Origin of the sequence: Methylobacterium durans (assembly GCF_003173715.1) — a bacterium.
GTDB classification, from domain to species: domain Bacteria; phylum Pseudomonadota; class Alphaproteobacteria; order Rhizobiales; family Beijerinckiaceae; genus Methylobacterium; species Methylobacterium durans.
The window spans coordinates 1,723,182-1,750,166 of record NZ_CP029550.1; the positions used below are offsets into that span (position 1 = coordinate 1,723,182).

The following is a 26,985-nucleotide window of genomic DNA, read 5'->3' on the forward strand; positions in this document are numbered from 1 at the left end:
CCTCAGTCCTGCGCTTTGCTTGCAGCGAACCCGTGGACATAGATGCTACTATGCGTCCGGCAGGTAATTACCCACGCCTCTGATGGGGGCGCCGTTCAGGCGACGGTGGCGAGGATCGTCGCGAACGGGCTGGCGCCGGAGAGGCGGGCGGTGTCGACGACGGTGCGGATGTCGGCCTCGCCGGTAGCGGCCCACATCGCACGGTAGCCATTGGTCATCTTCCGTTGCACGACGGCGGGACGGAGCAGGCGCTCGCAGCCGTTGTTTGTGACCGCGACCGTGCCGGGATGATCGAGGAAGACCAGGAGTTGATCGCGGGCCCGACCAATCCTGGCCTGCAGTTCGTAGGTCAGGTCACAGCGGCTCGGGGCGGACAGGATGTCGGAAAGCCGCCGCTCCAGCGCCCGCCGTTTGGCCGCGAGCGTCGAGGCGGCCAGATCGGTGACGCGCTCGGCCAGGGCGAACACGGCCTGCAGCCAGAACTGGAGGCGCAGTGGCACCGGATCGGCGCTCACCTCGACGGCGTAGGCCACGTCGCGGGCGAGATGCGCCAGGCAGGTCTGGTGGCGGACGCCATGACCCTGCTGAGCGGTGTAGCGGTCGGAGATCCAGACCGCGGGCCGGTGCCCGTCCATCATCTCCCGCACCACGACGGCGCCGCGCGTCGGCGAGGCTGTGTGCACCACCGCGTCCGTCGAGTGGAAGACCCAGTGATAGGAGTTCGAGCCCTCGATGCGCACCCCGGTCTCGTCCGAGGCGACGACCTCGGCACGGCGCAGCTTTGCGACGGCGGCCTCGCGGCCGGGCCGAAAGCGCGCCTGCGCGCGGCGGAGCAGGTTCATCAGCCCGCCCTGACTGAGCGTCAGGCCGAACAGATCCGACAGCGCCGCCTGCAGCCGCTCGTAGGACAGAGCCTGGAAGGTCTTCAGATACGTCGCCACCGCGTGCAGCCGCGGACCAAACGGCGTGCCCCGCGCGGCCTGCGGCACCGGCGCGACGCCGCGCCCCCCGCAGGACGGGCACTGCACGGCCAGCCGCCGATGCCGGGTCACCACCGGCGCCACGGCGGGCAACTCGATCCGCTCGGACACGCTCACGACCTCGGCGGGAAGGTCCCCGTGCAAGGCGCCGCCGCAGCACGCGCACCGATCCGGACGATGATCGACGACCGCGTCGGGATCCTCGCTCAGCACACGGCTATGGCCCTCGTGACCGGGCTTGGCTCCGCCGGGCTTGGCCTGCTCCCGCCGCTCCTTGCGGTCGGTGGACGGCGGCTTTGAGGAGGTGCGCGAGGTCTTCTGCGGGCGCTGCAGCCGCAGCACCAGCTCGATCAGTTCTTCCCGGCTCAGACGTTCGAGATCGCTGCGGCCCATCCCACGAACGAATCAGCCAAACCGGCCCCGCACAAGGCCCCCGCACGACCCCCGCGCCGCCGCACGTCCTTCGAACCTGGCGCTCAAACCGCGTGGGTAATTACTCCGGCAGCATAGTTTCGCTGACTAGGAAGCCAGTGTTGTCGGAAATGCCTTGCCAGGCGGACTCGCCGGCCCGGACAGTTATCCTGGATCTCCCAGCGTTTTCACCGCTCCCTGCCTCAAGGAACCCCTTAAGGATGCCAAGCTTGATCTGATGCTGAAGATAACCTGGCGAGCTGCCAAACTTGACCGCAAGTTCGTGAAAATCGACGATCCAGTCGCCGCGTTCGTCCAAATCGAAATGCATCACTAGACCCTCTATCAGCTCGGCCGCAGATGCAGGGCTGAGAAAGATCTTAACACATCGATTTGCATCTGTATGGAAAAACCGGACCAGCCGTCTTATCGACTTTCCAAAACGGGCCTGCGTATCTTGGATACGTGAGCAAACGCGGCGTTGTTCATCGCGCTCACTTGACTGGCTGGCGCAGGCTGCATGAGGGACGCGGCTCCCCAACGACATGCCAGCCCGTTCGGCATGATCATGCGGCAAGATCCCAAACCGGGCATAGTCCTTAAGGGAAGACTCGCGCGATGAACGCATCGTCGCCCTCGCCGTCTCGCTGCAAACCGCGCTCGCGGGCTTGCATCAGGCGATCGCGCTCATACAGCTCGACCATGCGCTCAAGGAGGGAACCAAGAGCACAGCGATCGCGGGCGACAATTTTCTGAAGCGTCTCAGCAATCTCCGGCCGGATGCGCGCGTGGAATCCGACTGTCTCAGAGCCAGGGGACAGGCGTCCACGCTTGCCCTTCCTCATCTCGGCCATGTGCTTGTCGTGCTCCACTGCGATCACGTCGTCAGCACGACCGAAAGCATCATCGGCCCTTGTCCTCGTCTCCTTCTGCGCTGCTCGGGCAGTCTGCCTCTCGCTTGCAAGGTGGAATGGCTCCTCAGGCCGCTCTTCCAAACCGCTGAGCGAGAGAGATGTGGCTGAATGGCTCGAAGAAGCCGAAGCAGACAGCTTAGCTTTATTGGGCATATTTTCTCCTGATACTCTCTGATATCAGAAAAGGTCGCCCTACACCACGCGGAACTAGGGCGGCGTGCTCTAGGCTGTGGCATGGCTGGCCCTAAGAACGCGAGTGTTCCGTAAGTTTCACCTTGATCAGCGTCGGCGCTCCACCTGGGCCAACAAGCCGGTGATCCGGCATCCAACGTTCCGATCCGCCGACCATACACGGGCACGGCATGTCCACGCGCGCTCAAAAGTCATACCCGCGGGCTCTTGGGGCAACTGCGTCACCGGCGATCATGCCAGGCCCCTTAACGGACGCGAAGTCCCAGTGAACCTCCCCTCGGCCGAAGGGCATGGACCCTGGGCCCACCAGTGTTCGGACCACATCCTGGGATTCCGCTCGCGCTGGCTTTCGAAGGTTGGGATATCAGCGCCGGTGTGCCGCTACTGCATGGGGGCACAGCAAGGCTTAGGCGGCAAACTCAGGCAGACGAAGGTGCTCGCATTCACGCCGATCTTGGGCCGTTCGAGGTCGAGCGGCTGCTCAAGCTTGAGCATTCCTGGAGAGCGACCGCCTTGCCGGCTGTCCTGCCGCGTCGCGCAGATTATCTGAACTGAGGTCTTAGTCTCGCCAGTTTTGAGGCAGCTGATCCGCAAAGCACTCTCGAAGCTTTTCCTTCTAGTTAATGCTGCCCACTCACTGGGGGAGATATATTTCTTGATCAACACGCTCATGGCACTTCTCTCAGCCCTCATGGTGTTGGGAATTTATGCCGTCCTCAAAGGTCTAACGCTTCCTTTGCGGGCATTGCGAGCTCTCTGGCGGGCTCGCTCAGCTCCTGCCTGACGCCTCATTGTGCGAGTCTGGACGCGGACTGCTCGCACATGGATGGCTGCTCACAGTGACTTATACCGGTCGACGGTGATAGCGACTCACGAGGTTTCGTATCGGCGGCGGATCTGGTTCGATGAGGCAAACCGGGAGGGTTTGCCATGTCCGCTGCGGTTGCTCTGCGTGAGGATTTCAACGCCGACGATCTTCGACGTCTGGCCAAGGCCAGCCGAGACGCGGGCCAGAGCCGCCGGCTGCTGGCGCTGGCCGAGATCTACGAGGGCGGCAGCCGCACGGATGCGGCTCGGATCGGGGTGGTAGGGTTGCAGACGGTGCGCGATTGGGTGCTCGCCTTCAACGCAGCTGGCCCGGCCGGGCTGATCAACCGCAAGGCCCCGGGCAACCCAGCCAAGTTGAGCGATGCGCAGCGTCAAGCGCTGGCGCAGATCGTCGAGAGCGGGCCGGACCCGGATCGACACGGCGTGGTGCGCTGGCGGCTGAAGGATCTCGCCGCCTGGATCTACGCCAGCTTCGGCGTGAGCCTGGACGAGAGCACGGTGGGCCGCACGGTGAAACAACTCGGCTTCCGCAAGCTGTCGGCACGCCCGCGCCATCATGAGCAGGACCCGGCCGCACTGGCAGCCTTCAAAAAAACTTGCCAGCCGAGGTGAGGGCGATCCGAGCCCGGCTGCCGGCTGGCGCGGCCATCGAGGTGTGGTGGTCAGACGAGGCTCGGGTCGGCCAGAAGAACACGCTGCCCCGCCGCTGGGCGCGCCGCGGCAGCCGGCCCTCGGCGCCCAAGGACCAACGCACGGCCCACGCCTACATCTTCGGAGCGATCTGTCCCGAGAAGGGCAAGGGTGCCGGCCTCATCATGCCGAGATGCGATACCGCGGCGATGAACGAGCACCTCAGGGAGATCAGCTGCAGCGTCGAGGAAGGCGCCCACGCCGTGCTGATCCTCGATGGGGCGGGCTGGCACGTCGCCCACGACCTCGTCGTGCCCGCCAACATCACCCTGCTGCCGCTGCCAGCCTGCGCCCCGGAACTCAACCCGGTCGAGAATGTCTGGCAGTTCCTGCGCGACAACTGGCTCGGCGACCGCGTCTTCTCGTCCTACGAGGACATTGTCGAGCAGTGCTGTCAGGTCTGGAACCGGTTCATCGACCAGCCTTGGAAGATCATGTCCATCGGCCTGCGTGACTGGGCCTATCAGTTATGATCACCACCGATTGGTATTACCTCCTCGTCATGCGTTCCCCTCCCAAGCGCTATTCGGGAAGGAATGCTCATGAAGGTCGAACACTGGCGATTTACGGCTCTCGTCGTCGTGCTACTTGCTTCCACGGCCGCTCACGCCGAGCCACCGAAAGCTGCCGTGTTCGACTTCCAACTTGCCGACCAAGGTGCTCTGGGTCCAACCGATGCTGACCGGGCACGCCTCGGTCCTCTGAGCGACCTGCTGCGCTCCCTGCTGAAGGACAGCGGCCGATACCAGATCGTCTCGACGGAAGGAGTTAAGGCGGAGGTCGCCAAGGGCCCTGACTTGCGTCACTGCAATGGCTGTGCTGAGGACTACGCCAAGAAGCTTGGCGCGGATGTCGTGATCACCGGTGAGATCCAGAAGGTGTCCAACCTAATCCTCAACATCAACGTCTACGTGAAGGATCTGCGAGTCACAAAACCCGAGCAGGCCTACAGCGTCGACATCAGAGGCAACAACGACACCTCGTTCGATCGCGGGCTGAGGTATCTCGTGAAGAACAACCTCCCGCCCCCGCGATAGAGCGGGCATGCCGCAAACAAGCGAACTGTCGCTTGCGTGATCGAGTGCGAACCGAACCATCTGCCGGTTCGAGCGGTTGATCGGGCGAGCGCTGGCGAGTGATACCGTTGCCAAGTGGGCGCAGCTCGGGAGGAGGCATCATGTCGAAGATCATGGTGAAGCCTGAAGGACATGGAACGCACGCGGTGTTCTGGGGAGATAAGCCGGTTGCGTTCGGGCTCAGCCTCGACGAGGCTGAGAATTGCTCGACTTTCCTGCGCGCATCGCTCCGTGTGCACCGGACGCATAAACTTCCTGGGGCGGTCAACCGCCGCGTGTAAGATCAGGCTGTCGCGCAATTAAGATCCGAGACCGAGATCACTGCTCGCTGCTGGAACGAGGCCCAGTCGACGCAGCATGGCTGATTGTAAATCGCACTGAGGATGCGAGCATGGACGCTCTCAAGGAGATCTACGGCCCGTTCTTCCACCCAGAGGCCAAGCTTACCTTCGAGGCCGACATGCGGATGACGGTCACGCTCCCAGACGGGCGCTCCTTGATGATCGGCATGGACGACTTTCGCTTCCACAACCCGAACGCGGAACCGCTGCCCCGCTTCGAGTTTCGGGAGCATTCCCAGCGTCGCGAACCCTGACGCGGCACACTCGTCGGCCTGGCTCCGCCTTTGATCTCGTGCCTCACGGCGCAAAAAGAGATCGCTCAAGCAAATCTGAGCTCGCAGCAGCTACCGAGAAGGGGCGCCGATCAGCACTGGCATCACAACCCGGTGGATTGAAAATTCGGGCAAGTCTGCGGCTAACGCAGCGCTCACGCCAGGTGGAACGTCGGACAGGATACGCTTCGGAAGCGGCAGCTAAACTGTCATGGGCAAGGCTGCCTTAACGCTCTGTTAACTATAATACGCGCCCACTGAGATCTCCTCGAGATTACTCCGTCCGACTGGCGGCCCTGGTGACGAGGCTCGCGGCTTAAGCTGAAGTCTACATCGCAAGGGTAGTTATGATGTCCAAGGTTCTCGTCGTCACATCGGGCAAGGGCGGCGTCGGCAAGACGACGACCACCGCGGCCCTGGGTGCGGCCATCGCGCAGAGCGGCGAGAGCGTCTGCGTCGTCGATTTCGATGTCGGCCTGCGCAACCTCGACCTCGTCATGGGGGCGGAGCGCCGCGTCGTGTATGACCTCATCAACGTGGTCAACGGCGACGCCAAGCTGCCGCAGGCGCTGATCCGCGACAAGCGGCTCGACAGCCTCTCGCTGCTGCCGGCCTCCCAGACCCGCGACAAGGACGCCCTCACCGACGCGGGCGTCGCCCGGGTCATGGAGGAATTGCGCGAGAAGTTCGACTGGGTGATCTGCGACTCGCCCGCCGGCATCGAGCGCGGTGCGACGCTGGCCATGCGCCACGCGGACGTCGCCGTGGTGGTGACGAACCCCGAGGTCTCCTCGGTGCGCGACTCCGACCGCATCATCGGCCTGCTCGACTCGAAGACCATCCGGGCCGAGAAGGGCGAGAGCATCGACAAGCACCTCATCCTGACCCGCTACGACCCCAACCGGGCCGACCGCGGCGACATGCTGAAGGTGGACGACGTGCTCGAGATCCTCTCGATCCCGCTGCTCGCCATCATCCCGGAGAGCGAGGAGGTGCTGCGCGCCTCGAACGTCGGCTGCCCGGTGACCCTCAACAACCCGCTCTCGGCGCCCGCCCGCGCCTACTCCGACGCGGTTCGCCGCCTGAACGGCGAGACGGTGCCGATGAGCGTTCCCAGCGACCGCAAGTCCTTCTTCGGCAAGATCTTCACACGGAGGGCGGCATGAGCCTTCTCAGCCTCTTCTCCCGGCGCGGCTCCGCGCCGGTGGCGCGCGAGCGCCTTCAGCTGATCATCGCCCACGAGCGGGCCGACAACGGGCGCTCCGACCTCGTTGTGACGCTGCGCGAGGAGATCCTCGCCGTGATCGCCAAGCACGCCGCGATCGAGCGAGACAAAGTCTCGATCAAGGCTGAGCAGCGCGAAGGTGTCTCGACACTGGACATCAACATCGAGCTCCCAACCATAGCCGTCGGAATGCGCAAGGCGGCCTGACCCGAGCCAGCAATTCGCCTATGCGCACTCTGGACCGAGAATGCAGTTATCCCGGCGGAGCGCTCGGCCCAGATAGCATGGCTTTTCGTCTTCGTTACGTCAGCGCAAAGGAGCACGAAGTCCCAGAGGACCGCGCAGGAGCCGAAGGGCATCCATCCTGGGCCCACCTGGATTCGAACCACATCCTGGGATGCTCACCGACCAAACCTAAGCCGAGTAGAAGCCCGGCGCGGCTATCTCTCCGCCCCTAAGACTCGAGCGATTATCGCTCGCACGGCTCTCATCTGGCGACCATTCTGGCCGAAATAGCCTTCCCCTGTGTAGCCCCACCAATCCCAGCAGCCGTTTGGGTTGATTCTGCTGACCGCAATCTGAGGGTAGAGCATCACGATGTTATTGGTCGCAGCCCAGCGATTGTAGCCAGCGTCTCTGATGAAGTCGTCATGGATCTCATCGGCAGTCTGTCGACAGCCATGAAATGCCACGTGGAGGCGACACTCCTCCCGCTCGCAGCTCTTCGGAACGTAGATGTATCCCACGCCGTGAAGGCTGATGTGGTCAGATAGCCCTACAAAGAACTCGCTCTGATCAAATCCGATCAGATTTCCGTCTCCGTGGGGTTCCTTAGAGGCGTTTCCGATCTGCCCAGGGTATAGATGCTTGAGAAGCTGCTCGGCGGCCTCATAGCCGCACTCAATCACAAACGGTGGTGCGTGTTCCTTGCAGAGCCTGACCGGGAACCTGCTCGACCCCTCAAACTTGGCGACTGGGACGCCGTGGCTCGCGGAGCGCCCATGCTCATTCATGTCCGATGATAGCTGCGAGGAGGGGACACCAAGGAGCCGATAGAGATCGTGGAGAGCGGCCATAGTGCTCTGTGGGACGATTTCGTCTCCCCTTCCGTGAAAAAGCCAGACACGACTGGAGGTTAGATTTTTCGGATCGTCAATGAGCCCCTGCTGGTGAGCCTGTTGCACGAAGCTCGCCGAATCGTCTGCCCTGGGTGACGGCGGACGAAGCCCGAAGTAACGGCTGCCGAGATAGTGCGTGCAGGCAACCGTGGCTGCAGAACCTCGATCCAGGGGCACATCCGCGAACCACCAGTAAGGATTGAGGATGTGCTCCGCACAGCCATAGGGGCCGCCTGCGATGATGCCCGCACCGTCGACCAGCTTGGAGTAGGCCACGTGGAACTGGTGAGCAAAGAAGCCGCCGGAAGATACTCCTGAAACAGTGACAGAGTTCTGCTGCAGGCCAGGAAGCGCCTGAAGCCTTTGAACGGTTGATGTTGGCGGCGGTTCGGGAACAAGGTCGTGCCCAGCACGCGCAATTGCGCCTTCAAGGATGAGGCCGACGAGACCCGCCAACGCGATTGTGCCGATTTGCAAGCGCCACATCACTGCTAAGCTTCCAATCAACGCCCCGTCTACCAATGTCTACGACTGCTTGCTGTAGCTGCGATCGCAGGTGTCATCAGAGGTTGAGATCTTCCTCCGCCTTTAGCCGGCCGGCCTGGATGGCAGCACGAAATGCTTGGTGATCTGCCTCAGTCTGATCTGCATACGCCCTCGCCCAATCCGCAAAAGCATTTGCAAGTTCGCCGTCGTCATCGCCACCGCTATAGCCAGCGATCGCGGCGGCATCACCGGTTCGCGCATGAGCACGCGCAAGCAGCGCTCCATACACTCTTGAGAAGTAGACAAGTGACGGCTCTGACATGCTACCGATTGGAATATCCCCCTTCATGTTTCTCATCTGACGCACATAGAAGGGTCGGCCTGAAATCGAGGTCCAACCAAGCAATGGATCGCCAGCAGCTTGCAGAAGGCGCTGCCCATAAACCACGCGCTCACCTTCATGCTCTCGGTAGACCTTTGGCATCCCAAATACGTAGGGAGCATGTGCTGGCTCTACGGCCTCTTTGACTTGGAGAAAGAGAGCATCCTGATCTGAGTTGCCGCACAGGAGCGCGACGTAAGTGCGTGTTCCGACACTTCCGATACCGACCACCCGATGTGCAACGTCAACGACGTGATACCGGCTCAGCATGAAGCGGCGCTCGCGTGGGAGCGTTTCGGCATAGCGCTCAAGCCCAGCAATTACGGCGTCACGCGTTTCGGCATCGATATGGGTAAGAATGGGCGGCTCCTCCTTGAACCGCCAGCCATCCCGAATCCGTGTGTTGCCAGCGCGCGCCAGAAGGCTCTGATTATTGTTCCTACGGGCCTTCTCGGCAGATCTCAGAAGCAAATCTCTAGATTCCGCGTCAGGCTCCAATCCACAAAGATCAGCTCGATCAGCCCTTGCAGAGTAGCGCCAAACATCTAGTGAACCCTGCGACGCAAGGTCAATCATCTTGTTTTGATAGCCACTGACTGCTGCCGAAACAGAGCGACGCCGGATGTGGCTGTCGACCCCGATCTCGCGCGCTGCCACTTCAATACTTGCAGTCAGACGCTTCAGATCCCACTCCCAAGGTCCTACTGTGACCTCGTCAAAGTCGTTGAGGTCGAGCACGATGTCGTGCTGCGGGCTACCGAAGAGACCGAAGTTCGAGACGTGAGCATCACCATCGATGATCACCCTGATGCCGCTGCAGGGTGTGGATGCCAGGTCGCAGGCCATGACCGCAGCAGCACCGCGGAGGAACGCGAAGGGCGATCGGGCCATTCGTGCCACACGAAGCGGGACGAGCTGAGCTTGTCGTCCGGCATGCGCCCGCTCGATCAGATCGACGGGATCCGGCCTGTCGCCTGGGGCCTTCCACTCGCCGTGTAGGTGATGTGGGGTGCTTTCCCTCAGGCTGCGACCTGAGGAAAGTCGCGTCTCCCAGGACGCCTGACGTTCACGCAGGTTGATGTGAGGAACATCGGCTAAGGGCTCGAGGATCAGTCTCTCAGCAGCCCCTTCCTTGCCCACTGGTTCAGCGGCAGCAGCGTGCTGCGGAAGCAAGTCTCCGGCGGGTGAAAGGGACTGTGTTTCTTCGGACGGCGTTGGCGCGCGCGACATCTCCACCCTCACGCGATCAGTTTACTAGGGAGCGAGTGCACAGCGACGCTATCACGGACTGCAGACCAAGGCGTGCGTGGTCGAAGACACGAGCGGAAGCGGCACCCCTGCTGTGCCAACGGCGCAGAAATCCCGTCGCTGAGAAAGCTCACGCCTCTTTGCCCGTCAAAAACGGACGTGCAGCCTCAATCGCGGGTCTGCATGCTGGTGCGGTGTCTGCAAGGAGCGCCTCCGGCCGGACACTCCCGATCCAAACGCGCACGATGCTCGATACGGCCCACCCAGGATCACTCGTCGCGCGGTCGACAATGATTGGACGCGCCTCTCTAGCGCATGTGGTGACCTCGGCGAGAACGGCCTGCGGCACGCGAGCGGCGGTGAGCGTCTCGACTACCTTTGCTTGCAGAGGATCGATGAGGAAGAAGGAGATCAAGGCGGCGACGATGTCCTGCATGGTGCTGTGTCCTGAAGTCGGCTCTGGCTTGGAACCGTTAAATCGCCCTGGCGGCCTGAGCGTTGCCTCATGGCCGTTAATGCGGGAACGTCGCCGCTCAGGAATACGAAGCCTCAGATAATCGTGCAGTTGCTGAACGACATGGACCATGGGTCCAGCCGGATCCCGATCACATCCTTCGATCCCGGCCGACTTCATCAGCAAGACGTCTCAACCTAGATCTGCGAGAGAACACCCCACCTTGCTGGAGACCGGACGACCGTGCCGCACGCGACCGAGCTGATCGCCATCATCGCCCTCGGCCTCGTGCTGGCCTTCGTCTGCGGGATGGTGGCGCAGCGCCTCCGGCTGCCGCCGCTGGTCGGCTACCTGCTGGCGGGCGTCCTCGTCGGTCCCTACACGCCGGGCTTCGTCGGCAACAGCGAGCTCGCGGGCCAGCTCGCCGAGATCGGCGTGATCCTGCTGATGTTCGGGGTCGGCCTGCACTTCTCGATCAAGGACCTGATGGCGGTGCGCGGCATCGCGCTGCCGGGCGCCGTCGTGCAGATCGCGGTGGCGACCGCCATGGGCGCCGGGCTCTCCCTGGCCTGGGGCTGGAGCCTCGGGGCGGGCCTCGTCTTCGGCCTCGCCCTGTCGGTGGCGAGCACGGTCGTGCTGCTGCGGGCGCTGGAGGAGCGCGGCCTCCTCGACAGCGACAAGGGCCGGATCGCGGTGGGCTGGCTCATCGTCGAGGACCTCGCGATGGTGCTGGCCCTCGTGCTGCTGCCCGCGCTCGCGCCCTCCCTCGGGGGCGAGGGCAAGGAGGCCGAGCACGGGGCCGCCCACGCCGCCACGGAGGCCCTCGGCCACCTCGTCGGCCTCGGCGCCGACGACCTGTGGCTCACCCTCGCCCTCACCCTCGCCAAGGTCGCGGTGTTCGCGAGCCTGATGCTGATCGGCGGGCGCCGCTTCGTGCCCTGGCTCCTCGACCAGGCGGCCCGCACGGGCTCGCGCGAGCTGTTCACCCTCGCGGTGCTGGCGCTGGCGCTCGGCATCGCCTTCGGCTCGGCGGAGCTGTTCGGCGTGTCCTTCGCGCTCGGCGCCTTCTTCGCCGGCATGGTGCTCGCCGAATCCGACCTCAGCCACCAGGCCGCGGCCGATTCCCTGCCCCTGCAGGACGCCTTCGCGGTGCTGTTCTTCGTCTCGGTCGGGATGCTGTTCGACCCCTTCATCCTGATCCGCGAACCACTCTCGGTGCTCGCCGTCCTCGGCATCATCCTGCTCGGCAAGTCGCTCGCGGCGGTCGCGATCGTGCTGGCCTTCCGCCACCCGGTCGGGACGGCGCTCACCATCGCGGCGAGCCTCGCGCAGATCGGCGAGTTCTCCTTCATCCTCGTCAGCCTCGGCCTGTCCTTGAAGCTGCTGCCGGCGGAGGGGCGCGACCTCATCCTCGGCGGGGCGCTCCTCTCGATCACCCTCAACCCGCTCTTCTTCGCCCTCGTCGGGCGGATCGAGCGGGCGCTCGCCGACCGGCCGGATCTCGCCGCGCGCTTCGAACGCAAAGGGGTGGCGGCACCTCCTATCACCACCAGATCCACCCGCCAGCGTAGTCACGCCGTGGTGGTCGGCTACGGCCGGGTCGGCAGCAGTATCATCCAGGCACTGCAGACCTGGGACTTGCCCTACGTGGTGGTGGACCGCGACCGGCGCCGGGTCTTGGATCTGCGCGCGGAAGGCATTCAAGCCGTGTTCGGCGACGCCACGGCCCCTGGCATTCTGGAGGCGGCTGACATCAGCAAGGCGAGCCTACTCGTCATTGCAACGCCTGACGCCCACCAGGCACGGCGGCTCGTCGAGATCGCGCGAGAGGCTAATCCGAAGATTGACACGGTGGTGCGCACTCACAGCGACGCCGAGCGCCGGCACCTTGAGGAAGATAAGGTCGGCCTCGTCTTGATGGGCGAGCGGGAGCTCGCGCTCGGCATGACGCTCTACGCGTTGCGCAGCCTCGGCGTGAAGGAAGGCGAGGCCCGCCTGTTCGTTGACACCAGTCGGACGGAGAGCCAGGTCGCGTCGTCAGTGATCTCAGAGCCAGACAAGGGGGCACCCGAACTGCGTCACCAGCACGATGACGAGCCACCGACACCTTGAGCTTAAGTCCATACAGCACCACGCTCTAGAGTGCAGCTAGGATCAGTTCAGGGCATCGATCGCGCGCTTCGTGCTCTCCGAGCTGCACATTGAGTCGTGAGGGCAAAGCTCGACCTACGCGGCGGCCACTGATTGATCCGGCTTTAACTGATTACCGTGCGTGAAGCGCGCGAACTGCTCGATCGCGGCCGGCCGTCCCATCAGGTAGCCCTGTGCCGCCTGGCAATCCTCGGCGGCGAGGAAGCGAAGCTCGGCATCCGTCTCCACGCCCTCGGCGAGGACCGGCAGCCCGAGGCCGCGCCCCAGGCCCAGAACCGAGCGCACGATGGCGGCCGTCTGCTCGTTGGCATCCACCGACCGGATGAAGGAGCCGTCGATCTTGATCTTGTCGAACGGATAGGCGCGCAGGTTCGATACAGACGAGTATCCGGTGCCGAAATCGTCCATGGCGATCCGCACGCCGAGCGCCTTGAGCTGGCGCAGCGTCGACTGAGCCCGGGACGGATCGCGGATCAGCGCCGTCTCGGTGATCTCGACCTCGAGCCGATCCGGCTTCAGCCCCGTCCGGAACAGGCTCTCGTGAACGAGCTGCACGAAGTGCGGCGCGTGGATCTGAACGGCCGAGACGTTGACGGCTACCGTGAGGGGATTGGTCCAGGTCGCGGCCTCCCGGCAGGCTTCCCGCAGCACCCACTCGCCGATCTGCAGGATGACGCCGCTCTCCTCGGCGATCGGGATGAAGACCGCGGGCGAGATCGCGCCGCGCTCGGGGTGCAGCCAGCGCAGGAGAACCTCGAACCCGGTCACGGACCCGTTCCGGACATCGGTCTGAGGCTGGTAGACGAGGTGCATCTCGCCGCGGGCGACGGCGTGGCGCAGGTCGTGCTCGAGGAGGCGGCGCTCCCGCACCTGCGCGCCCATCTTCGCCTCGAAGAAGCGGTAGGTGCCCCGGCCCTCCGATTTCGCCCGGTAGAGGGCGGTGTCGGCGTAGCTCAGGAGCATGGCCCGCTCGGTGGCGTCGTCGGGGTAGAGTGCGATGCCGACGCTGGTGGCGACGATGGGTCCGGCCGCGTCGGCGTTGCCGCTGCGCAGGGCCTCCAGGATCCGCTCGGCGAGGCGACCGGCCGCGACGGCGTGGTCGCAGGGCATCAGGATCGCAAACTCGTCGCCGCCGAGCCGGGCCATCATCTGCGTCTCGTCGAGCGCGTTGCTCACGGTGCGGGCTACGGTGACCAGCATGGCGTCGCCGGCCGCGTGGCCGAACAGGTCGTTGACCTCCTTGAAGCGATCGAGATCGAGGCAGAGCAGGGCCAGCTTGCCGCCCGTGGCCGCGGCGAGTTTCAGTTCCTGCTCGAGGCGCTGGTTGAAGCTCGTCCGGTTCGCGAGGCCGGTCAGGGCGTCGTGGTGGGCGAGGAACTGGATCTGCGCCTCGGCCCGGCGGCGGGCGCGCAGGTCCCGCACCGCGACGGCGTAGTGAGGCTGGTTGCCGTAGGTCACCGGCCGCATGATCAGCTCCACCGGAATCGTGCCACCCGCAGCCTGAGACAGCTCGGCCTCGATTGGCTGATCGAACTGACCAGCTAAGGCTAATCGTGCCTTACCATCCGGAATGAAGCCGGACAGGGCACGCTCCGGTAGTTCCGAGGCGGGGACGCCGACGAGTTTGCCGAAGCTGTCGTTGGCACTCACGATGGTATCGCCCCGGCACACGACGAGACCCTCCACGGCCGCGTTGGCGAGGCTGCGCAGGCGCTCCTGCTCCTGCACGGCGTGGCGGCGGTCGCGGATGTCGAGGGCGAGGGCCGCGCAGGCGAGAAGCAGGATGGTCACGCTCGCCAGGGCGGTGCCGACGGCGAGCCAGCGGGCCGGGATCGCGGTCTCCGAGATGACGATGGTCGGATCCGGCGTGATCGTGACCGCGCCCATGGCGGTGAAGTGGTGGCTGCAGATGGCGGCGAGCAGCAGCAAGCCCCCGGCGACGCGGCCCCGGACTCCGTCCCGCCCGAGGGCGACCGACAGGGCGACGCTCCCGAGCACGGTGCCGATGATGAGCGAGGCTGCGACGAGAACCGGGTCCCACCGGATATGTCCGGGCACCTCGAAGGCCGTCATCCCGGTGTAATGCATGGCGGCGATGCCGCCCCCGAGAATCGCGCCGCCGAGGGCGGGCGCGAGCGGGAGGGCGGCAATGAGCGATACGGCGAGACCGATACCCGTCAGAGCAATCGCGAAGACGAGGGAGAGGACCGTCAAACCCACATTGTAGCCACTCGGAAGCCCGGGCTCGAAGGCCAGCATGGCGACGAAGTGGGTGGCCCAGATGCCGGCTCCTCCAGCTACCGCCGCAACACAGAGCCAGGCTGCTCTCAGATTCCGGGCGGCTTTACAGGCGTGACGCAGAAGCCCAACAGCTGTCCCCGCCGCCAGCGTGCAAATGGCAGCCGCCAGAGTGACAAGCCAGGGATCATGTGCGGCAACAAAGCAGCCAACAACCTTGAGCATGAAACCGAGCCATTACATAACTTAGAGTTTCTAGTGTATGCGATGCGTTTGACTCGAACATTAAGCCGAGGTCAGCCCGACCTCTCAAATTGTAACGGGCTTAATAAAGTTTGCGCGCTTCGCTCCGGCATGCCTGCTATTAAATCGGGCGCAAATTCGCTGCGGCTCAGCAAGCCGGGCAATCAACGGGGCTTAGGCCGGCTCTGAGGCTCAGTCCACTCAAGGGCGAGCAGCTTGCTAAGCGTCAATACTCTTATTGTGTGTGAATGCGGCGCAAAACTCGTCGATAAGTGCGTCTTGGCAGTCGGCATAACGCGCGGAATGGTGGAACGGCACGGCCTGCCGCACACCCGCCTGCCGAGCCAGTGCACCGCCTCGCGCAGCCGTGAGATGGCGCGTGCGCTCCGCGACTGCCCGATCAGCCTCCAGGAACACCGCCTCGATGAACAACGTGTCCGCCTTCCCAGCTAAAGTGAGAATCCGGGCGGCATTGTCGATCGTGTCGGCTGCATCGGTGACATAGGCGACCTTCTGCCCGGGCCCGACCCGAAACGCTTGCGCAGCGAGCTCGCCGAGGGGCAGCGTCCGTCCCTCGCCGACCGGCACCGGTGTGTCGGATGGCAAGCTGCGGCGCACGGCGCGTTTCGCCTCAGCAAGCCAGGGGCCCGGCACGAGGCCGAGCCGCTCCAGCGCGCCCTGCCAGACATTCACGCGCGCTGGCTCCACGAGCGCGAAGGCCAGCGAGGGTATGCCGTGGTCGAGCACCGCCGCCTCGATGCGGAACTCCTCCTCGGCAAGCACTATGCCCGGCCCAAGATCGGGCGGCTCGATCCGCTGCTCACGGAACTGTTCCTGCGCGCGGAACTCGGCTGCGGCGCGCAGCCGCCCGTCGGCGAACTCGACGACGCACAGGCGGAAGTCGGGTGAATGCGCGCCGAGAAGGTTCCAGCTGTAGCCGTGCAGGCGGTGTGCGATGCGCGCGATGAAGCCATCTGGTCCGACCAGGCGCAGCGGCTGCGGCCGGTGCAGACAGACGCGCAGCAAGCGATCGAAACCGGCGAGATGGTCCATGTGGGCGTGTGAGACGAGAGCGTCGCTCACGCGCATCAGTTCGCGCGCCGACAGGGCGGCAACTTCGCCGAGATCGAACAGCAGAGCGCGACGACCGAAGCGAAAATCGACGAAGACGCCGGGATCCGAGAACGGGTCGTTGATGAGGCGGGGCTGCACGAGGTGGCTCACGCTCGCCAACGCGGCAAGCGGCAGGCGCGTTCGACATCAGGTCAGACCACCGTCGGAACGTGCGAGGCAGACCGGCAGCCTTCACGGAATCGGAGGGTTTGCGGCGGCAGGTTCGGAAGAGCGAACGCCGCAACGACTGATCTGCCGAGACCCTGCCATGATCCTCACTACTGGCTCGATCAACCGGTCTGGGGGATGTTCGGCTTTCTGGTCGCGAGCTTCTCTACCGTCTGCGTGGCCTTGAGCCTTCTGACCAACATGGCTTGGACGGCACCGCTGGTCCGCCGGCTCGGAACCGGGATCGCGCCGCCTTACATCGCTGCAGTCTCGGTGCTGCTCGCACTGCTGACCGGCTTTGTGGCCAATGACGCCTGGGAGCGTCAGCGGCTGGCCGGGCGCGTTGTGCAGGCCGAGCGCGCTCACGCGCTCACCATCCATGATCTGAGCATCGCCTCGGCGCCAGACATGAGCAGACTGCGGGCAGCGCTGCGTGCCTATCTGGAGGCCGTCATCGACGACGAGTGGCCCATGATGGCCGATACAGGCGCAGCCTCGCCTGCGGCCGGCGAGGCGTTGAGTCGCTTGCTCCAGACAGCATCAGACCCGCGCATGGCGGACGAGGCGGGCCAGGTCGTGCACGTGGCGCTGCTCGACACCGCGATGCAGCTGCGCTCAGCCCGCAGCGAACGTCTCGCACTGAGTGCCGCCCGTAGCGACGAGAGCAAATGGGTGACGCTGATGGTGCTCGCGGTGCTGACGCTGACAACGATCGGCCTCGTCCACTGGGAGCGGCCCTATGCCCAGGCTACTACACTCGCGATCTTCTCCGCCGCGATGATCACGACGTTGGGCGTGATCGCCATTCACGAGCGTCCCTTCGACGGGCCATTGGCGCTGAAGGCTGACCCGCTCAAGGCCGCCCATGCAGTGATGGTCGCCCATGCGCGCGCGAAGCCGCCTCCACCCGCTGCGGCCGCGAGTCCGGCAGAGCTCCGCACGGTCGAGCCGTGATCTTCACGACTGGGCCAGTCTCAGCGGACTGTGCGGGGGTGCGGCCCGCACTGACGGCCCAATCAGATACTATGCACCAGCCCGGATCCGATCGACGAGCGACTGCCAGATCGCGAACAGCTTCTCACGTGCTTCAGGCTCCTGAAGCAAGGTGAGCGGCACAGAAGGCTCGCCGCTAGCTGCCTTCTCGCCGTAGCGCTGGCCAAAGGTGCGTTCGAGGGCTTCGACGATCTCGCGCCGCGCTTCGACCTTGTCAAAGGGCGGGCTCCACACAAGCCAGCGCAGATAAGTCACAACTTGTCCGCTAGGCTTGATTTTCGCCGACCAACACTCTCCTTGGGCATGTATGAGCTTGGCGATTAGTGTGGGATTCTGCGCATCCGAAACGACGAACTTCGCGCCCTGTGCAACCCACCAGTCATAGACCGCCTGTGCGGCTCCTGCTTCACCGGGTCCGCGCTCCTCAGCGAATTGAGCAAACCACTGCTCATGCGTGAGTTCCGGACGAGGGCTAGTTGAGCCTCTCGATCCCTTGCGGCGCTCGGCTTCCGCGGTGCGCCCGATCAGCCGCGGCACCAGTGTGCGCAAGCCCTGTCCGGTGTAGTGCTTGATCTCGAGCGCGAGAACCTCGGCTGGGTTCATCTGCGCATTCAGGAACTCAACGATCCGCTTCAGTTCCGGGTAGATCACGTCCGCGACGAACACCATGCGAATGCGCCCTGCCCGCAGGTTCACGTCGACGCTGCGCCAGAACTCCTCCAGATCGGCGTCAGGGCGTCCAAGATGCTCACGTAGCGCCTCGTCTGCATCGCGCTCGCTCGCAGTGCACGTGCGCTCGAACTGCTGCCTGATGGCGTCGGTGGGCCAGTAGACGACGCCGTTCGCGGCATAATCCAGCATCTGGGCGACGACCTCGCGCCGCCCTCGCGTGTCGCTGGCGCGCTTGACCTCGACGAGGGTCGGCACGCCGTCCTGGTCGACGAAGAGGTGGTCGAGCGACCAGCGTCCAAACCCACCTTCCTCACCCGGCACAGCCTGCTCACGCGCGATCAGGAGCCAACGCCGCGGGTTCGTGGGGTCAATGGCGTCGCCGGCGATCAAGCTGGGATGGGTGGCGAGAAGTTCTTGGAGGAGATCCTCGCTCTCGAAGGCGCTCGAGCGCATCTCCACGAGGGTGTTGTCGTTCCGGACGATGTAGATACCGTCGCTCATGGCTGCCGTGATCGTTGATCGCGAGCGTGGCTATGGCATGGCCCGCGAGGCGGCGCTGGTTCCTGGAGAGCACGGTTCTGGCTTTTCGCTACCGCCGCCCTCGGGAGGCACGAAGTCCCAGACGATCGCGTGCTTCTCGATGGGCATGGCTCCTGGGTCGGCTTGGATCTGGATCACCTCCTTGGGTCCCGCCTCATCGCACCAGCAGGCACGAGCCAGCGAGAAAGCTAGTTGGCGTTGAGTCCCATCTCCCGGCTCTGGAGCTTGAGCTTCCACCGGGTCTCCATGTCGATGATCTCCTGATCGCTCGCGTCAGACCCGGCAACCTGGAGAACGCACACTTGGTAGTTCGAGGGCTCGCGGGTCTTCAGGCGCACGTTGCCGCCGTGCCCGGTGCGAGCATACTCCTGCCACCGGCTGAGAAAGCCACCAACCCCGGTTGCCGAGCCGACGTAGACCTCATGCGTCTTTGGGCAGGTCAGCAGGTAGACGCCCTTCGCAGCGCCCAGAGCCACCTTCCAGCTCTCCGGCAGAACGTCGATTTCCGACAGCGGCTTGATGAACGCCAGGTGGCCCGGGAACTCCGGTTCCTTGAACTCGGTGCGGAGCTCGAGAACGACCTTATCCTGCCGGTCGGCCCGTTGCGCCCACGAACGCGCGCCTAAGCCCCACTCGATGACGACCTTGCCGGCGAGATCAGATAGCCGATCGTCCGGCTGCAGCTCGTAGAGGTCGTGCTCACCGGCTTTAAGGATCCGGTCGTTGGTGGGCTCAGGCGTGTCAACCGGGAGAGCCTCGAGACCGCAGATCCGGTAGAGCCCGACGAACAGTGTCTCGCGAGCCGGTGTGCCCACAAACGACGCCCAGAGAGGCCGCGAGCTCAGAACTTGGCGATTTCGGGTGCCGTGGAGCGATTGATACCGTTCGAACGCCGGCCGGTCGTTGCGCCAGAGCGCATATGGCGTCCGCCCCTTCGTTGCGCGGCTGTCCTGATGGCGGAGCAGCCGCACATCACCAGGTGCGATGCCGACCTGGTGCAAAAGCGTGTTGAACAGCAGGGGCATGTAGGCACTCGAGCTTGGCGGTTTGGCGGGCCCAATACACCCAGAAATCGCTAAATCGTGTCACCGGCGAGCGGATCGTCCTGCTCACGGCTCGCTGCGTTTCCCTCCTGGGATCCCGACGCGAGCTCGGCTGAGAGCCTCCAGGATGGCCGTCTTCTCGAAGCGCTAGTCAACACGCGGCGCGCTCTCAGAGCCAGCCGGTGAGGCTCTGAAGCGATCCTGACGCCTGTCCGCGCAGCAGCGGCGTAGAGGGTGAGCTGCGGCAACGAGGAGCAGACTCTACGTCAATGCGACGATGCCTGGAGGGCGAAGCAAGGCAACTTAATGACAAGTCCGTAGGGGCCAAATTTTTCTTTTTGGCCTCGAGCTGCTGACCCGCGAGCGGGCGGTCTACCTCGTGACCGTTAGAGCAGGCACAAGCCCGCTAGCACTTCGCCACAGCTGAATCTCAGCACCAGGCTGGTATGAAGTCCTTCGGCCTCAAGGAGGAGATCATGAAGAAGCTCGTTGTGACCACGGCTACCCTGATGCTGCTCACCGCGGCTCCGGCGATGGCCATGAGCTGCTGCGGCAGCGGCAAGGGCGGGATGATGTGCGGCAAGCCCGGCATGGCGATGGGCCACGGCAGCATGAAGAAGGGCAAGGGCGGCTGCTGCTGCGAGAAGATGTCGATGAACATGAGCAAGCGGCGCTGATCACCCGCGCGTCCAGCGGGCTCGCCACAAGGCAGCGACCACGTAGATGACGGCGAGCCCGTGAACAACCCCGACCAGCCCTTCACCGATGGCCTACCGAACGTCAGCGAGGCGCACTTCGAGGCGCCGACGAGCGATCGCGTGCATGCCGCCACACCCTTCACCCACACGCCGCGCTTCCTGATCCTCTACGGCTCGCTGCGGGAACGCTCGTTCAGCCGGTTCCTAGCCTACGAGGCCGCGCGTCTCCTCGAGGCGATGGGCGGCGAGGTGCGGATCTTTCACGCCCACGGCTTGCCCCTGCCCGACGACACAACGGCCGATCATCCGAAGGTGCAGGAGCTGCGGCAGCTCTCGCTCTGGTCGGAGGGCCACGTCTGGGTCTCGCCGGAGCGGCACGGCAACCTGACCGGCGTGATGAAGAGCCAGATCGACTGGTTGCCGCTCAGCGAGGGCTCGGTGCGGCCGACGCAGGGCCGAACGCTGGCTATCATGCAGGTGTCGGGCGGCTCGCAGTCGTTCAACGCCGTGAACTCCTTGCGCGTGCTCGGGCGCTGGATGCGGATGATCACGATCCCGAACCAGTCCTCGGTGCCGATGGCCTACAAGGAGTTCGACGACAGCGGCCGGATGAAGCCGGGGCCGCTCTACGACCGCGTAGTGGACGTCTGCGAGGAGCTGATGAAGTTCACGCTGCTGACTCGCGAGCGGGCCGACTACCTCGTGGACCGCTACAGCGAGCGCAAGGAGCGGGAGCCAGACCGGCTGAAGGCGGCGGCCGCCGACATCGGGTTCGTGAAGCGCTCGGGATCGTCCTTGTAACACTCTGAGTGCGAGGGGCCTCTGCGAGAAGATGCGGAGCGCGCCAGCAGGCATCCTGAGCGATCCTACAGATCGACCGTCCTCGATGCTGCAGCTGGTGGAGGGAGCGGGTTCAGGATGGGCTGCCCCGCACCCCACTCACCCCTCTGGAGGCGCCGCTCAATCAAGAACGCCTCGGCCGGACTCGGCACCGCGAGGAACCGGAAGCCGAGCTCCGTGCGGATGAACTCGCGGGTCAGCCGGTCGAGCGACACATGCTGATCCGTGATGAGACCTTTGTTCGCAATCCAAGGACGGCGCCGATCCTCATGACTGAGGCTGTCTGGATCGGTTATAAAGCGGCTGCCCCCAATTCCGTTAGCGTGACCAAGCCCCTGTTCCACCTGGTCACGCTCACCGTGCCGTCCTACACCGGCAAGGTCTTTGCCGGCGATGTTCATTATCCGGTGTTCAAGGAGTGACGACTTCCTGCCTCGGCCGGCTGGATGGTGACACGTCAACCTACGTAGCGCTGTAAGCATAAGCCGTGGGCAGTTCGCTGACCTGTGTGGTGTAGCGCGGTGTGCGCATCTCGAACTTCGTGCTCCAGGCGCGCTCCTTCTCGAGGCCTGCCCATGCCGGCACCACGCTGCCGCGGCCGAACCGAGCGTTGCAGGCGTCCATCGCCGCCATCAAGGCAGCCGCACGCTCCCGATCCATTCGGCCGATCAGTGCACGCGGGCTGCCCTCCAGCAGCATCAGGTCAGTCGTGACCACACCGGCCTTGCTGTAGCGCCACGGTCGCTCACCCGGTTCACGCCAGGTCTTCGCCACCCCAAGGCGCGCAGCCTTGATCAAAGTCAGGGTGTCGTTCGTCGCCTCGGGCAGCGTCACGGTGGTCGAGACCGAGCGCATCGGCTCGCCCCGGTCGTGCTCGCTCGTGTGATAGAAGACCGTCAGGTGCGACGTCCCCAAGCCGCCGCGCCGCAGCTTCTCGCCGAGACGCGTCGCATGCGCCGAGACGGCCTGCTCCAGCGTGGCGCGGTCCTCGATGCGAGTGGAGAACGAGCGTGTGACCGCGCAGCCCTTGCGCTGTGCCGGCAGCAGCTCCAGCGGCAAGCAGGCGAGCCCCCGCAGCTCGTGGATGATGCGCTCACCCACCACCGTCATGGCCTTGCGCACCGGCCGCGGATCGAGGTCACGCAAGTCCGCCACGCTGTCCACGCCCATGGCCTCGAGCTTGGCGAGCGAGGCGCGCCCGATCCCCCAGACCTCACCGACATGCACTCGGCAGAGCCAAGCGGCACGCTCATCCTCGTCCGAGAGGTCACAGACGCCGCCCAGCTCGGGAATGCTCTTGGCGATGTGGTTGGCCAGCTTGGCCAGCGTCTTGGTCGGGCCGATGCCGACGCAGGTCGGAATGCCGGTCCAGGCCCGCACGGTCGCGCGCAGATCCCGGGCAAGTTCCAGCCGCTCACGCTCTCGCACGTCCGAGAGATCGAGGAAGCTCTCGTCGATCGAGTAGATCTCCACCGCACGCGCGAAGTCGCGGTAGACCGCGTTGGTGCGGGCCGACATGTCGCCGTAGAGCGTGTAGTTCGAGGAGAACACCCGCACGCCCTGGCGGCGGCACATATCCCGGATCTTGAAGTAGGGCTCACCCATGCGGATCCCGAGCGCCTTGGCCTCGGCCGTGCGGGCGATCGCGCAGCCATCGTTGTTCGAGAGCACGATGACGGGCACGCCGGCGAGCTTGGGGTCGAACACCCGCTCGCAGGAGCAGTAGAACGAGTTGCCGTCGATCAGGGCAATGGCTCGGCTCATCGCACGAGCCCAGTGCGTGCAATGTGCCAACGGATCGTGAAGCGCACCACACCCCAGATCTCGCCATGGGTCAGCTCTTCGACCGCGAAGGCTGGTAGATCCGGGTTGTCGAAGGAGAGACGCGCCACGTTGCCATCGATGAGGAGGCGCTTGATCGACATCTCGCCATTGATCGCCGCCACCACCACGCTGCCGTGGCCGGCCTTGAGGCTGCGATCCACAACGGCGAGGTCGCGATCGAAGATGCCCGCACCTCGCATGCTGTCGCCCGAGATGTTCCAGGCGAAGGTGGCCGGTGGGTTCGGCGCGAGCCAGCGCGGCAACTCGAGCGCCCCTTCCAGGAAGTCGTCGGCAGGCGAGGGAAAGCCGGCGCAGAGGCTCGGGCCCATGATCGGGATGTGGATAAGTCCCTGAGCATCTGCGGCTAGCCCACCGACCCGATAGACGCTCATGATGCTCCCCGCCTAGAACAAACGTAGAACAAACAGGGCGCAGGCTCCGGGTCAATCGGCGCGGAGGCGTTCGCGTTCGAGCTTGTGGAGAGCTGTGGATGGCCAGAGGGCGCTATCACTTCCACTGCACCGATGGGCGTGAGGCGCTGTTCGACCTTGACGGCGTCGTGCTGAGGAACGACCTACGGATCTGGGAGCACGCTGTCGGCGTGGCACTCGATGCCATGGCCAGCTGCGGCGGCCGGTTCGACTGGTCAGGCTGGATAGTCGACGTGCACGACGGCAGGGGCCGCCGCGTCCTGATTCTGGCGTTTGCGGACATCCAAACAAAGGCGCAACACGCAGCCTGACTGAGACGAGAAGTCCCAGAATGCCGCGAGCAAGTCCGAGGCCCTGCTTTCTGGGTCTACCACCACCCACATTATCTCCTTGGGTGATCGGCATCTGGAGGTTCGCTCCCGCCGATCAGTAGGCTGAACGTTCATCCCGCCTGAGATCGCGTGTAGCGATGCTGGGGTTCAACGCCGCCGCGGCTGGCCCTGGGCAGATTTGTTAAGAGACGAAGCCCCACGCAACTCCTTACACCACCTAACAAACTCTGATCTTTAAATCGCTAAATCGCTGCTATACTTTAGATTTTTCGCGATGACATGGAACAACGCTGGCCGAGCAGAATTAACCAGCTGTCAAACCTGCTCAAAAGGACAGAGCATGTCAGATTTTGATTTCCCTTCCCGCAGAGAAGATGAGCTCGTCGCCTCTTTGGAATTTGCTCATGGTTTTGTGAGCTCTTTCAGGAGCTTTCATACCGATGAAGATAGCTATGACAGCGTAGCGATCAAAGCCTTGCTGGAAGTTGCGCGGAATATAAGAGAACTATGCGGCAGTCTAGAGGAAACCGCAAAACTTATTACAAATATTGTTGAGTCAAAGCGCAAACTCGCATCCCATGCGGACTTTGTTGAGGCAAACATAACAAAGGTATTATCTGGGATCGATCCGCACTAACTCAGAAATAACCCTCTCCTTCACACCGAAAATCACCTCGGCTGCTGGCCAACGCTGGCAGCCGAGCTCCATCGTCCAACTATCTCGACGTTTGCGCTTCGCGCACACCGGCAACGATAGGAGCGCCTTGTTCCGACATGAAGTCCCAGCGTGGGCGACGAACATAGAAAGGCTAGCACCCTGGGCCCCTCGACATCCCAAGCACGTCCTTGGGTGATCCGCACGCCGGCGGATCCGTCGAAAATAGGCGCATCGGCGAGCGAAACGCCCTGCTCGCATCACACGCGCGATCTTCCCCTTGGGCTCTGAGCTGACAGCGCTTACACCCTGCCGCGACTACCGCTGATGCTTGCGATCAACCTGCTACAGCTGTTGTGAAATCCGACGAACGATCATCATCGGAGAGGAACCGGCATGCCCATCAAGAGGCAACAAGCAACCATCCTCTGGAGCAACTCACCTCAACGGAAGCTCAATGCGTGAATCGCTTGAAGGCAAACCAAGTTCAAAGGAAGCACAAGGAAAACGGCCAAGATTTTTATTTTTACCTCATGCCTGTTACGCCAGGAAAACTCCTTTGCGGCCCTGCACCGATGTCCTCTGATGGTCCAGCTTCAACAGGATCACAGGACACGAGCACACGATGGCAACGATCAGGAAGCTGCGGGGACGCTGGCAGGCCGCGGTGCGCCGCAAGGGCATGCAGCCGCGCTCGAAGAGCTTCGACACCAAGGCTGACGCCGAGCGCTGGGCGCGCAGCCTCGAAGCCGAGCTCGACCGCAATGGCGCCCTGCCGGACACGCGCCCGGCCGAGAACACGACGCTGGCGCAGGTCCTCGTGCGCTACCGCGATGAGGTCTCGCCGAACAAGCGCAGCCATGCCTCCGAGACCTCGCGTATCAGCGCCATTCTACGGCGGCCGATCTGCTTCCGCACGCTGGCGCTGCTCTCCACCGCCGACCTCGCCACCTACCGCGATGAGCGGCTGAAAGCGGTCGCACCAGCGACGGTTATCCGCGAGCTCAACACGATCAGCCACGCCATCGACACGGCGCGACGCGAGTGGGGCATCCACTTGGCCGTGAACCCCTGTAAGCTCGTCCGGCGTCCCTCCCCTCCCCGCGGCCGCACACGCCGCCTCGAGGGCGGTGAGGAGCAGCTCCTGCTCGCGGCCGCAGACAAGGGCCGGGTGCGCTACTTGCGGCCGCTGATCATCCTCGCCATCGAGACCGGCATGCGGCGCGGCGAGCTGCTGTCGCTCCGCTGGCAGCACATCGACCTCGACACGCGCGTCGCGCACCTACCGATGACGAAGAACGGCACCAGCCGTGACGTGCCGCTTTCCGCACGTGCCGTCGAGACGCTCAGAGGTCTCCAGATGGGCGAGAGCGCCACAGTGTTCACTGCTGCCCCGAACGCCGTGCGGCTCGCGTGGGAGCGCCTGACGCGCCGTGTGAGCCTTCAGGATCTGCACCTGCACGATCTACGGCACGAGGCGGTATCGCGCCTCTTCGAGAAGGGCTTCAACGTGGCCGAGGTCGCTTCGATCTCGGGCCACCGCGAACTCCGAATGCTGCAGCGCTATACCCACCTGCGTGCGACCGATTTGGCCGAGCGGTTAGGCTGAGCTGACAAAGCCTTGATTTTTTTGACGATCGCTGGACCGCATGCGGCTGCAGGAGGTCCCTTCAGATCTCCTGCAGCCCCCGAGAGGCATGTCACGCGGTGGGGGCAGAGCTTGCGGACACCGCCTTGAAGCAGCGCCACGGATGCCCTGCATCTTCCAGGCGCCCGATCACCTGAAGTGCAGTGCGGGCCTTGTGACGGTTGAAGGTAGGGTCGCCTAACAGCGGCTTAGCCTCCTCGGCGACCCGGTCCGCGCTCGCCTTAGCCCCATACTTCAGCCGGGCGAGCTGCTGCGCCTTCCAGATCAAGGCGTAGTGGAGCTCGCGGCCTCGTATCTGCTCCAAGCGCTTGTGTCGGAGTTTGGAGAAGACCACGCGGTTCAGACTGTCCAGGCGCTCCCTGAACTCCTTCTCGATCGCCTCCAGCGGATCCGGCGGCAGAACCTTCTTCGCTGCGCGCCGCTTGCGCTGCTTCTCGGCCTTGATGAAAGCGGCAAACGCTTCTGCCTGCGCCTTCTGCCGCGCCTGCTTTTCGTGCCAAGCTTGTATCGCCTGCAGCGTCCCAACTAGCGCGGGCGATCGATCATCGACTTGATGATGTTGGCTTTCCTGACATTCAGCCATGCGGGCCAGAGCCTCGCCCCAAGCACGCATCCGCGACTCCATCGGCGTCGATGAGCTCGACAGAATGTCCTCGAGTTCCTGCTCCGAGAGGAAGTGCGCGACAGCGCGAAAATCCCCCGGCAGGCCGGTGCTGCGATTACGCGCGAAGTCGCTTTCGTCGTCTGCCTCAGTATGGTTGTCCAGCATGGCCCACTCC

At 64.1% G+C, this 26,985-nt stretch carries 29 protein-coding genes; 14 read left to right on the forward strand and 15 right to left on the reverse strand.

Annotation, left to right across the window (positions count from 1 at the left end; genetic code table 11):
• Nucleotides 1-95: 95 nt before the first annotated feature.
• The 4 genes from tnpC to DK389_RS32165 form a co-directional block, all read right to left on the reverse strand.
• Nucleotides 96-1,373 carry an IS66 family transposase gene (gene tnpC / locus DK389_RS07995; RefSeq protein ID WP_109888666.1) on the reverse strand — a complete coding sequence of 426 codons (1,278 nt, stop codon included), beginning with the start codon at nucleotides 1,371-1,373 and terminating at the stop codon, nucleotides 96-98.
• A 100-nt stretch (nucleotides 1,374-1,473) separates the two neighbouring features.
• Complete coding sequence (locus DK389_RS32160; RefSeq protein WP_162560556.1) at nucleotides 1,474-2,019, reverse strand: DUF6522 family protein; 546 nt, start codon at nucleotides 2,017-2,019, stop codon at nucleotides 1,474-1,476.
• On the reverse strand, nucleotides 1,991-2,458 hold the full coding sequence (locus DK389_RS08005; RefSeq protein ID WP_162560557.1) for a hypothetical protein: 468 nt from the start codon (nucleotides 2,456-2,458) through the stop codon (nucleotides 1,991-1,993). The genes DK389_RS32160 and DK389_RS08005 overlap by 29 nt, the downstream gene beginning before the upstream one ends.
• Nucleotides 2,459-2,878: 420 nt before the next feature.
• The gene (locus DK389_RS32165; protein ID WP_162560558.1) at nucleotides 2,879-3,169 is read right to left on the reverse strand and encodes a hypothetical protein; all 291 of its coding nucleotides are present in this window, start codon (nucleotides 3,167-3,169) and stop codon (nucleotides 2,879-2,881) included.
• A 258-nt stretch (nucleotides 3,170-3,427) separates the two neighbouring features.
• On the opposite strand from DK389_RS32165, the gene DK389_RS08010 reads away from it, so the two are divergent.
• The 6 genes from DK389_RS08010 (at nucleotide 3,428) to minE (ending at nucleotide 7,136) form a co-directional block, all read left to right on the forward strand.
• Nucleotides 3,428-4,488, forward strand: a protein-coding gene (locus DK389_RS08010; protein ID WP_109887384.1) for an IS630 family transposase whose coding sequence is annotated in 2 segments (ribosomal slippage) — nucleotides 3,428-3,914 and nucleotides 3,914-4,488 — 1,062 coding nt in all. Because the reading frame shifts where the segments join, the coding sequence is not laid out codon by codon here.
• A 69-nt stretch (nucleotides 4,489-4,557) separates the two neighbouring features.
• Nucleotides 4,558-5,052 carry a DUF3280 domain-containing protein gene (locus DK389_RS08015; protein WP_109896145.1) on the forward strand — a complete coding sequence of 165 codons (495 nt, stop codon included), beginning with the start codon at nucleotides 4,558-4,560 and terminating at the stop codon, nucleotides 5,050-5,052.
• Between the two features lie 140 nt (nucleotides 5,053-5,192).
• Nucleotides 5,193-5,372, forward strand: a complete 180-nt coding sequence (locus DK389_RS32170) for a hypothetical protein (protein ID WP_162560559.1) — start codon at nucleotides 5,193-5,195, stop codon at nucleotides 5,370-5,372.
• A 110-nt stretch (nucleotides 5,373-5,482) separates the two neighbouring features.
• Nucleotides 5,483-5,686: a hypothetical protein gene (locus DK389_RS08020; RefSeq protein ID WP_109888672.1), complete on the forward strand. Its 204-nt coding sequence runs from the start codon at nucleotides 5,483-5,485 to the stop codon at nucleotides 5,684-5,686.
• A 368-nt stretch (nucleotides 5,687-6,054) separates the two neighbouring features.
• Entirely contained in the window at nucleotides 6,055-6,870 is an 816-nt protein-coding gene (gene minD, locus DK389_RS08025; RefSeq protein WP_109896147.1) for a septum site-determining protein MinD, read from the forward strand.
• The gene (gene minE / locus DK389_RS08030) at nucleotides 6,867-7,136 is read left to right on the forward strand and encodes a cell division topological specificity factor MinE (protein ID WP_109888673.1); all 270 of its coding nucleotides are present in this window, start codon (nucleotides 6,867-6,869) and stop codon (nucleotides 7,134-7,136) included. The genes minD and minE overlap by 4 nt, the downstream gene beginning before the upstream one ends.
• Before the next feature lie 233 nt (nucleotides 7,137-7,369).
• Here the strand turns inward: minE and DK389_RS08035 are convergent, their stop codons facing one another.
• From DK389_RS08035 to DK389_RS08045, 3 genes are all read right to left on the reverse strand, one after another.
• Entirely contained in the window at nucleotides 7,370-8,533 is a 1,164-nt protein-coding gene (locus DK389_RS08035; RefSeq protein ID WP_109888675.1) for an extracellular catalytic domain type 2 short-chain-length polyhydroxyalkanoate depolymerase, read from the reverse strand.
• A gap of 76 nt (nucleotides 8,534-8,609) precedes the next feature.
• Complete coding sequence (locus tag DK389_RS08040) at nucleotides 8,610-10,145, reverse strand: DUF2252 domain-containing protein (RefSeq protein ID WP_109896149.1); 1,536 nt, start codon at nucleotides 10,143-10,145, stop codon at nucleotides 8,610-8,612.
• A gap of 148 nt (nucleotides 10,146-10,293) precedes the next feature.
• Complete coding sequence (locus DK389_RS08045) at nucleotides 10,294-10,599, reverse strand: hypothetical protein (RefSeq protein ID WP_109888677.1); 306 nt, start codon at nucleotides 10,597-10,599, stop codon at nucleotides 10,294-10,296.
• A gap of 261 nt (nucleotides 10,600-10,860) precedes the next feature.
• On the opposite strand from DK389_RS08045, the gene DK389_RS08050 reads away from it, so the two are divergent.
• On the forward strand, nucleotides 10,861-12,729 hold the full coding sequence (locus DK389_RS08050) for a monovalent cation:proton antiporter-2 (CPA2) family protein (protein ID WP_109888679.1): 1,869 nt from the start codon (nucleotides 10,861-10,863) through the stop codon (nucleotides 12,727-12,729).
• A gap of 114 nt (nucleotides 12,730-12,843) precedes the next feature.
• Here DK389_RS08050 and DK389_RS08055 read toward each other — a convergent pair whose 3' ends face one another.
• Together DK389_RS08055 and DK389_RS08060 are read right to left on the reverse strand one after the other, a co-directional pair.
• Complete coding sequence (locus DK389_RS08055; protein WP_109888681.1) at nucleotides 12,844-15,231, reverse strand: sensor domain-containing diguanylate cyclase; 2,388 nt, start codon at nucleotides 15,229-15,231, stop codon at nucleotides 12,844-12,846.
• A 237-nt stretch (nucleotides 15,232-15,468) separates the two neighbouring features.
• Complete coding sequence (locus tag DK389_RS08060) at nucleotides 15,469-16,461, reverse strand: ribonuclease Z (protein ID WP_210206740.1); 993 nt, start codon at nucleotides 16,459-16,461, stop codon at nucleotides 15,469-15,471.
• 207 nt (nucleotides 16,462-16,668) lie between these two features.
• Here DK389_RS08060 and DK389_RS08065 point away from each other — a divergent pair, with 207 nt between their 5' ends.
• A complete protein-coding gene (locus DK389_RS08065) occupies nucleotides 16,669-17,484 on the forward strand; it encodes a bestrophin-like domain (protein ID WP_109888683.1) in 816 nt (271 codons plus the stop codon).
• A gap of 69 nt (nucleotides 17,485-17,553) precedes the next feature.
• Here DK389_RS08065 and DK389_RS08070 read toward each other — a convergent pair whose 3' ends face one another.
• A complete protein-coding gene (locus DK389_RS08070; RefSeq protein ID WP_109888684.1) occupies nucleotides 17,554-18,696 on the reverse strand; it encodes a PDDEXK family nuclease in 1,143 nt (380 codons plus the stop codon).
• Nucleotides 18,697-18,923: 227 nt separating this feature from the next.
• Entirely contained in the window at nucleotides 18,924-19,760 is an 837-nt protein-coding gene (locus DK389_RS08075) for a GIY-YIG nuclease family protein (protein ID WP_109888686.1), read from the reverse strand.
• A 494-nt stretch (nucleotides 19,761-20,254) separates the two neighbouring features.
• Between DK389_RS08075 and DK389_RS08080 the strand changes: the two genes are divergently transcribed.
• Nucleotides 20,255-20,455 (forward strand): hypothetical protein, encoded by a 201-nt coding sequence (locus DK389_RS08080; protein WP_109896153.1) that lies wholly within the window; start codon nucleotides 20,255-20,257, stop codon nucleotides 20,453-20,455.
• A 60-nt stretch (nucleotides 20,456-20,515) separates the two neighbouring features.
• Complete coding sequence (arsH, locus tag DK389_RS08085; protein ID WP_109888688.1) at nucleotides 20,516-21,277, forward strand: arsenical resistance protein ArsH; 762 nt, start codon at nucleotides 20,516-20,518, stop codon at nucleotides 21,275-21,277.
• A gap of 65 nt (nucleotides 21,278-21,342) precedes the next feature.
• Here the strand turns inward: arsH and DK389_RS08090 are convergent, their stop codons facing one another.
• Complete coding sequence (locus DK389_RS08090) at nucleotides 21,343-21,531, reverse strand: hypothetical protein (protein ID WP_109888690.1); 189 nt, start codon at nucleotides 21,529-21,531, stop codon at nucleotides 21,343-21,345.
• Here DK389_RS08090 and DK389_RS08095 point away from each other — a divergent pair, their 5' ends adjacent.
• Nucleotides 21,532-21,738 (forward strand): hypothetical protein, encoded by a 207-nt coding sequence (locus DK389_RS08095; RefSeq protein WP_109888691.1) that lies wholly within the window; start codon nucleotides 21,532-21,534, stop codon nucleotides 21,736-21,738. It abuts the gene before it with no gap.
• A gap of 40 nt (nucleotides 21,739-21,778) precedes the next feature.
• Here DK389_RS08095 and DK389_RS08100 read toward each other — a convergent pair whose 3' ends face one another.
• On the reverse strand, nucleotides 21,779-23,080 hold the full coding sequence (locus tag DK389_RS08100) for a Y-family DNA polymerase (RefSeq protein ID WP_109888693.1): 1,302 nt from the start codon (nucleotides 23,078-23,080) through the stop codon (nucleotides 21,779-21,781).
• Entirely contained in the window at nucleotides 23,077-23,532 is a 456-nt protein-coding gene (locus DK389_RS08105) for a LexA family protein (RefSeq protein ID WP_109888695.1), read from the reverse strand. The genes DK389_RS08100 and DK389_RS08105 overlap by 4 nt, the downstream gene beginning before the upstream one ends.
• A 98-nt stretch (nucleotides 23,533-23,630) precedes the next feature.
• Between DK389_RS08105 and DK389_RS08110 the strand changes: the two genes are divergently transcribed.
• The 3 genes from DK389_RS08110 to DK389_RS08115 all read left to right on the forward strand — a co-directional run bounded on the left by DK389_RS08110 (nucleotide 23,631) and on the right by DK389_RS08115 (nucleotide 26,167).
• The gene (locus tag DK389_RS08110) at nucleotides 23,631-23,882 is read left to right on the forward strand and encodes a DUF6894 family protein (protein ID WP_109888697.1); all 252 of its coding nucleotides are present in this window, start codon (nucleotides 23,631-23,633) and stop codon (nucleotides 23,880-23,882) included.
• A 361-nt stretch (nucleotides 23,883-24,243) separates the two neighbouring features.
• On the forward strand, nucleotides 24,244-24,540 hold the full coding sequence (locus tag DK389_RS32175) for a hypothetical protein (protein ID WP_162560560.1): 297 nt from the start codon (nucleotides 24,244-24,246) through the stop codon (nucleotides 24,538-24,540).
• 643 nt (nucleotides 24,541-25,183) lie between these two features.
• Nucleotides 25,184-26,167 carry an integrase gene (locus DK389_RS08115; RefSeq protein WP_194075175.1) on the forward strand — a complete coding sequence of 328 codons (984 nt, stop codon included), beginning with the start codon at nucleotides 25,184-25,186 and terminating at the stop codon, nucleotides 26,165-26,167.
• A 91-nt stretch (nucleotides 26,168-26,258) separates the two neighbouring features.
• On the opposite strand, the gene DK389_RS08120 is transcribed toward DK389_RS08115, so the two are convergent.
• Complete coding sequence (locus tag DK389_RS08120) at nucleotides 26,259-26,975, reverse strand: hypothetical protein (RefSeq protein ID WP_109888698.1); 717 nt, start codon at nucleotides 26,973-26,975, stop codon at nucleotides 26,259-26,261.
• Between the last annotated feature and the right edge of the window lie 10 nt (nucleotides 26,976-26,985).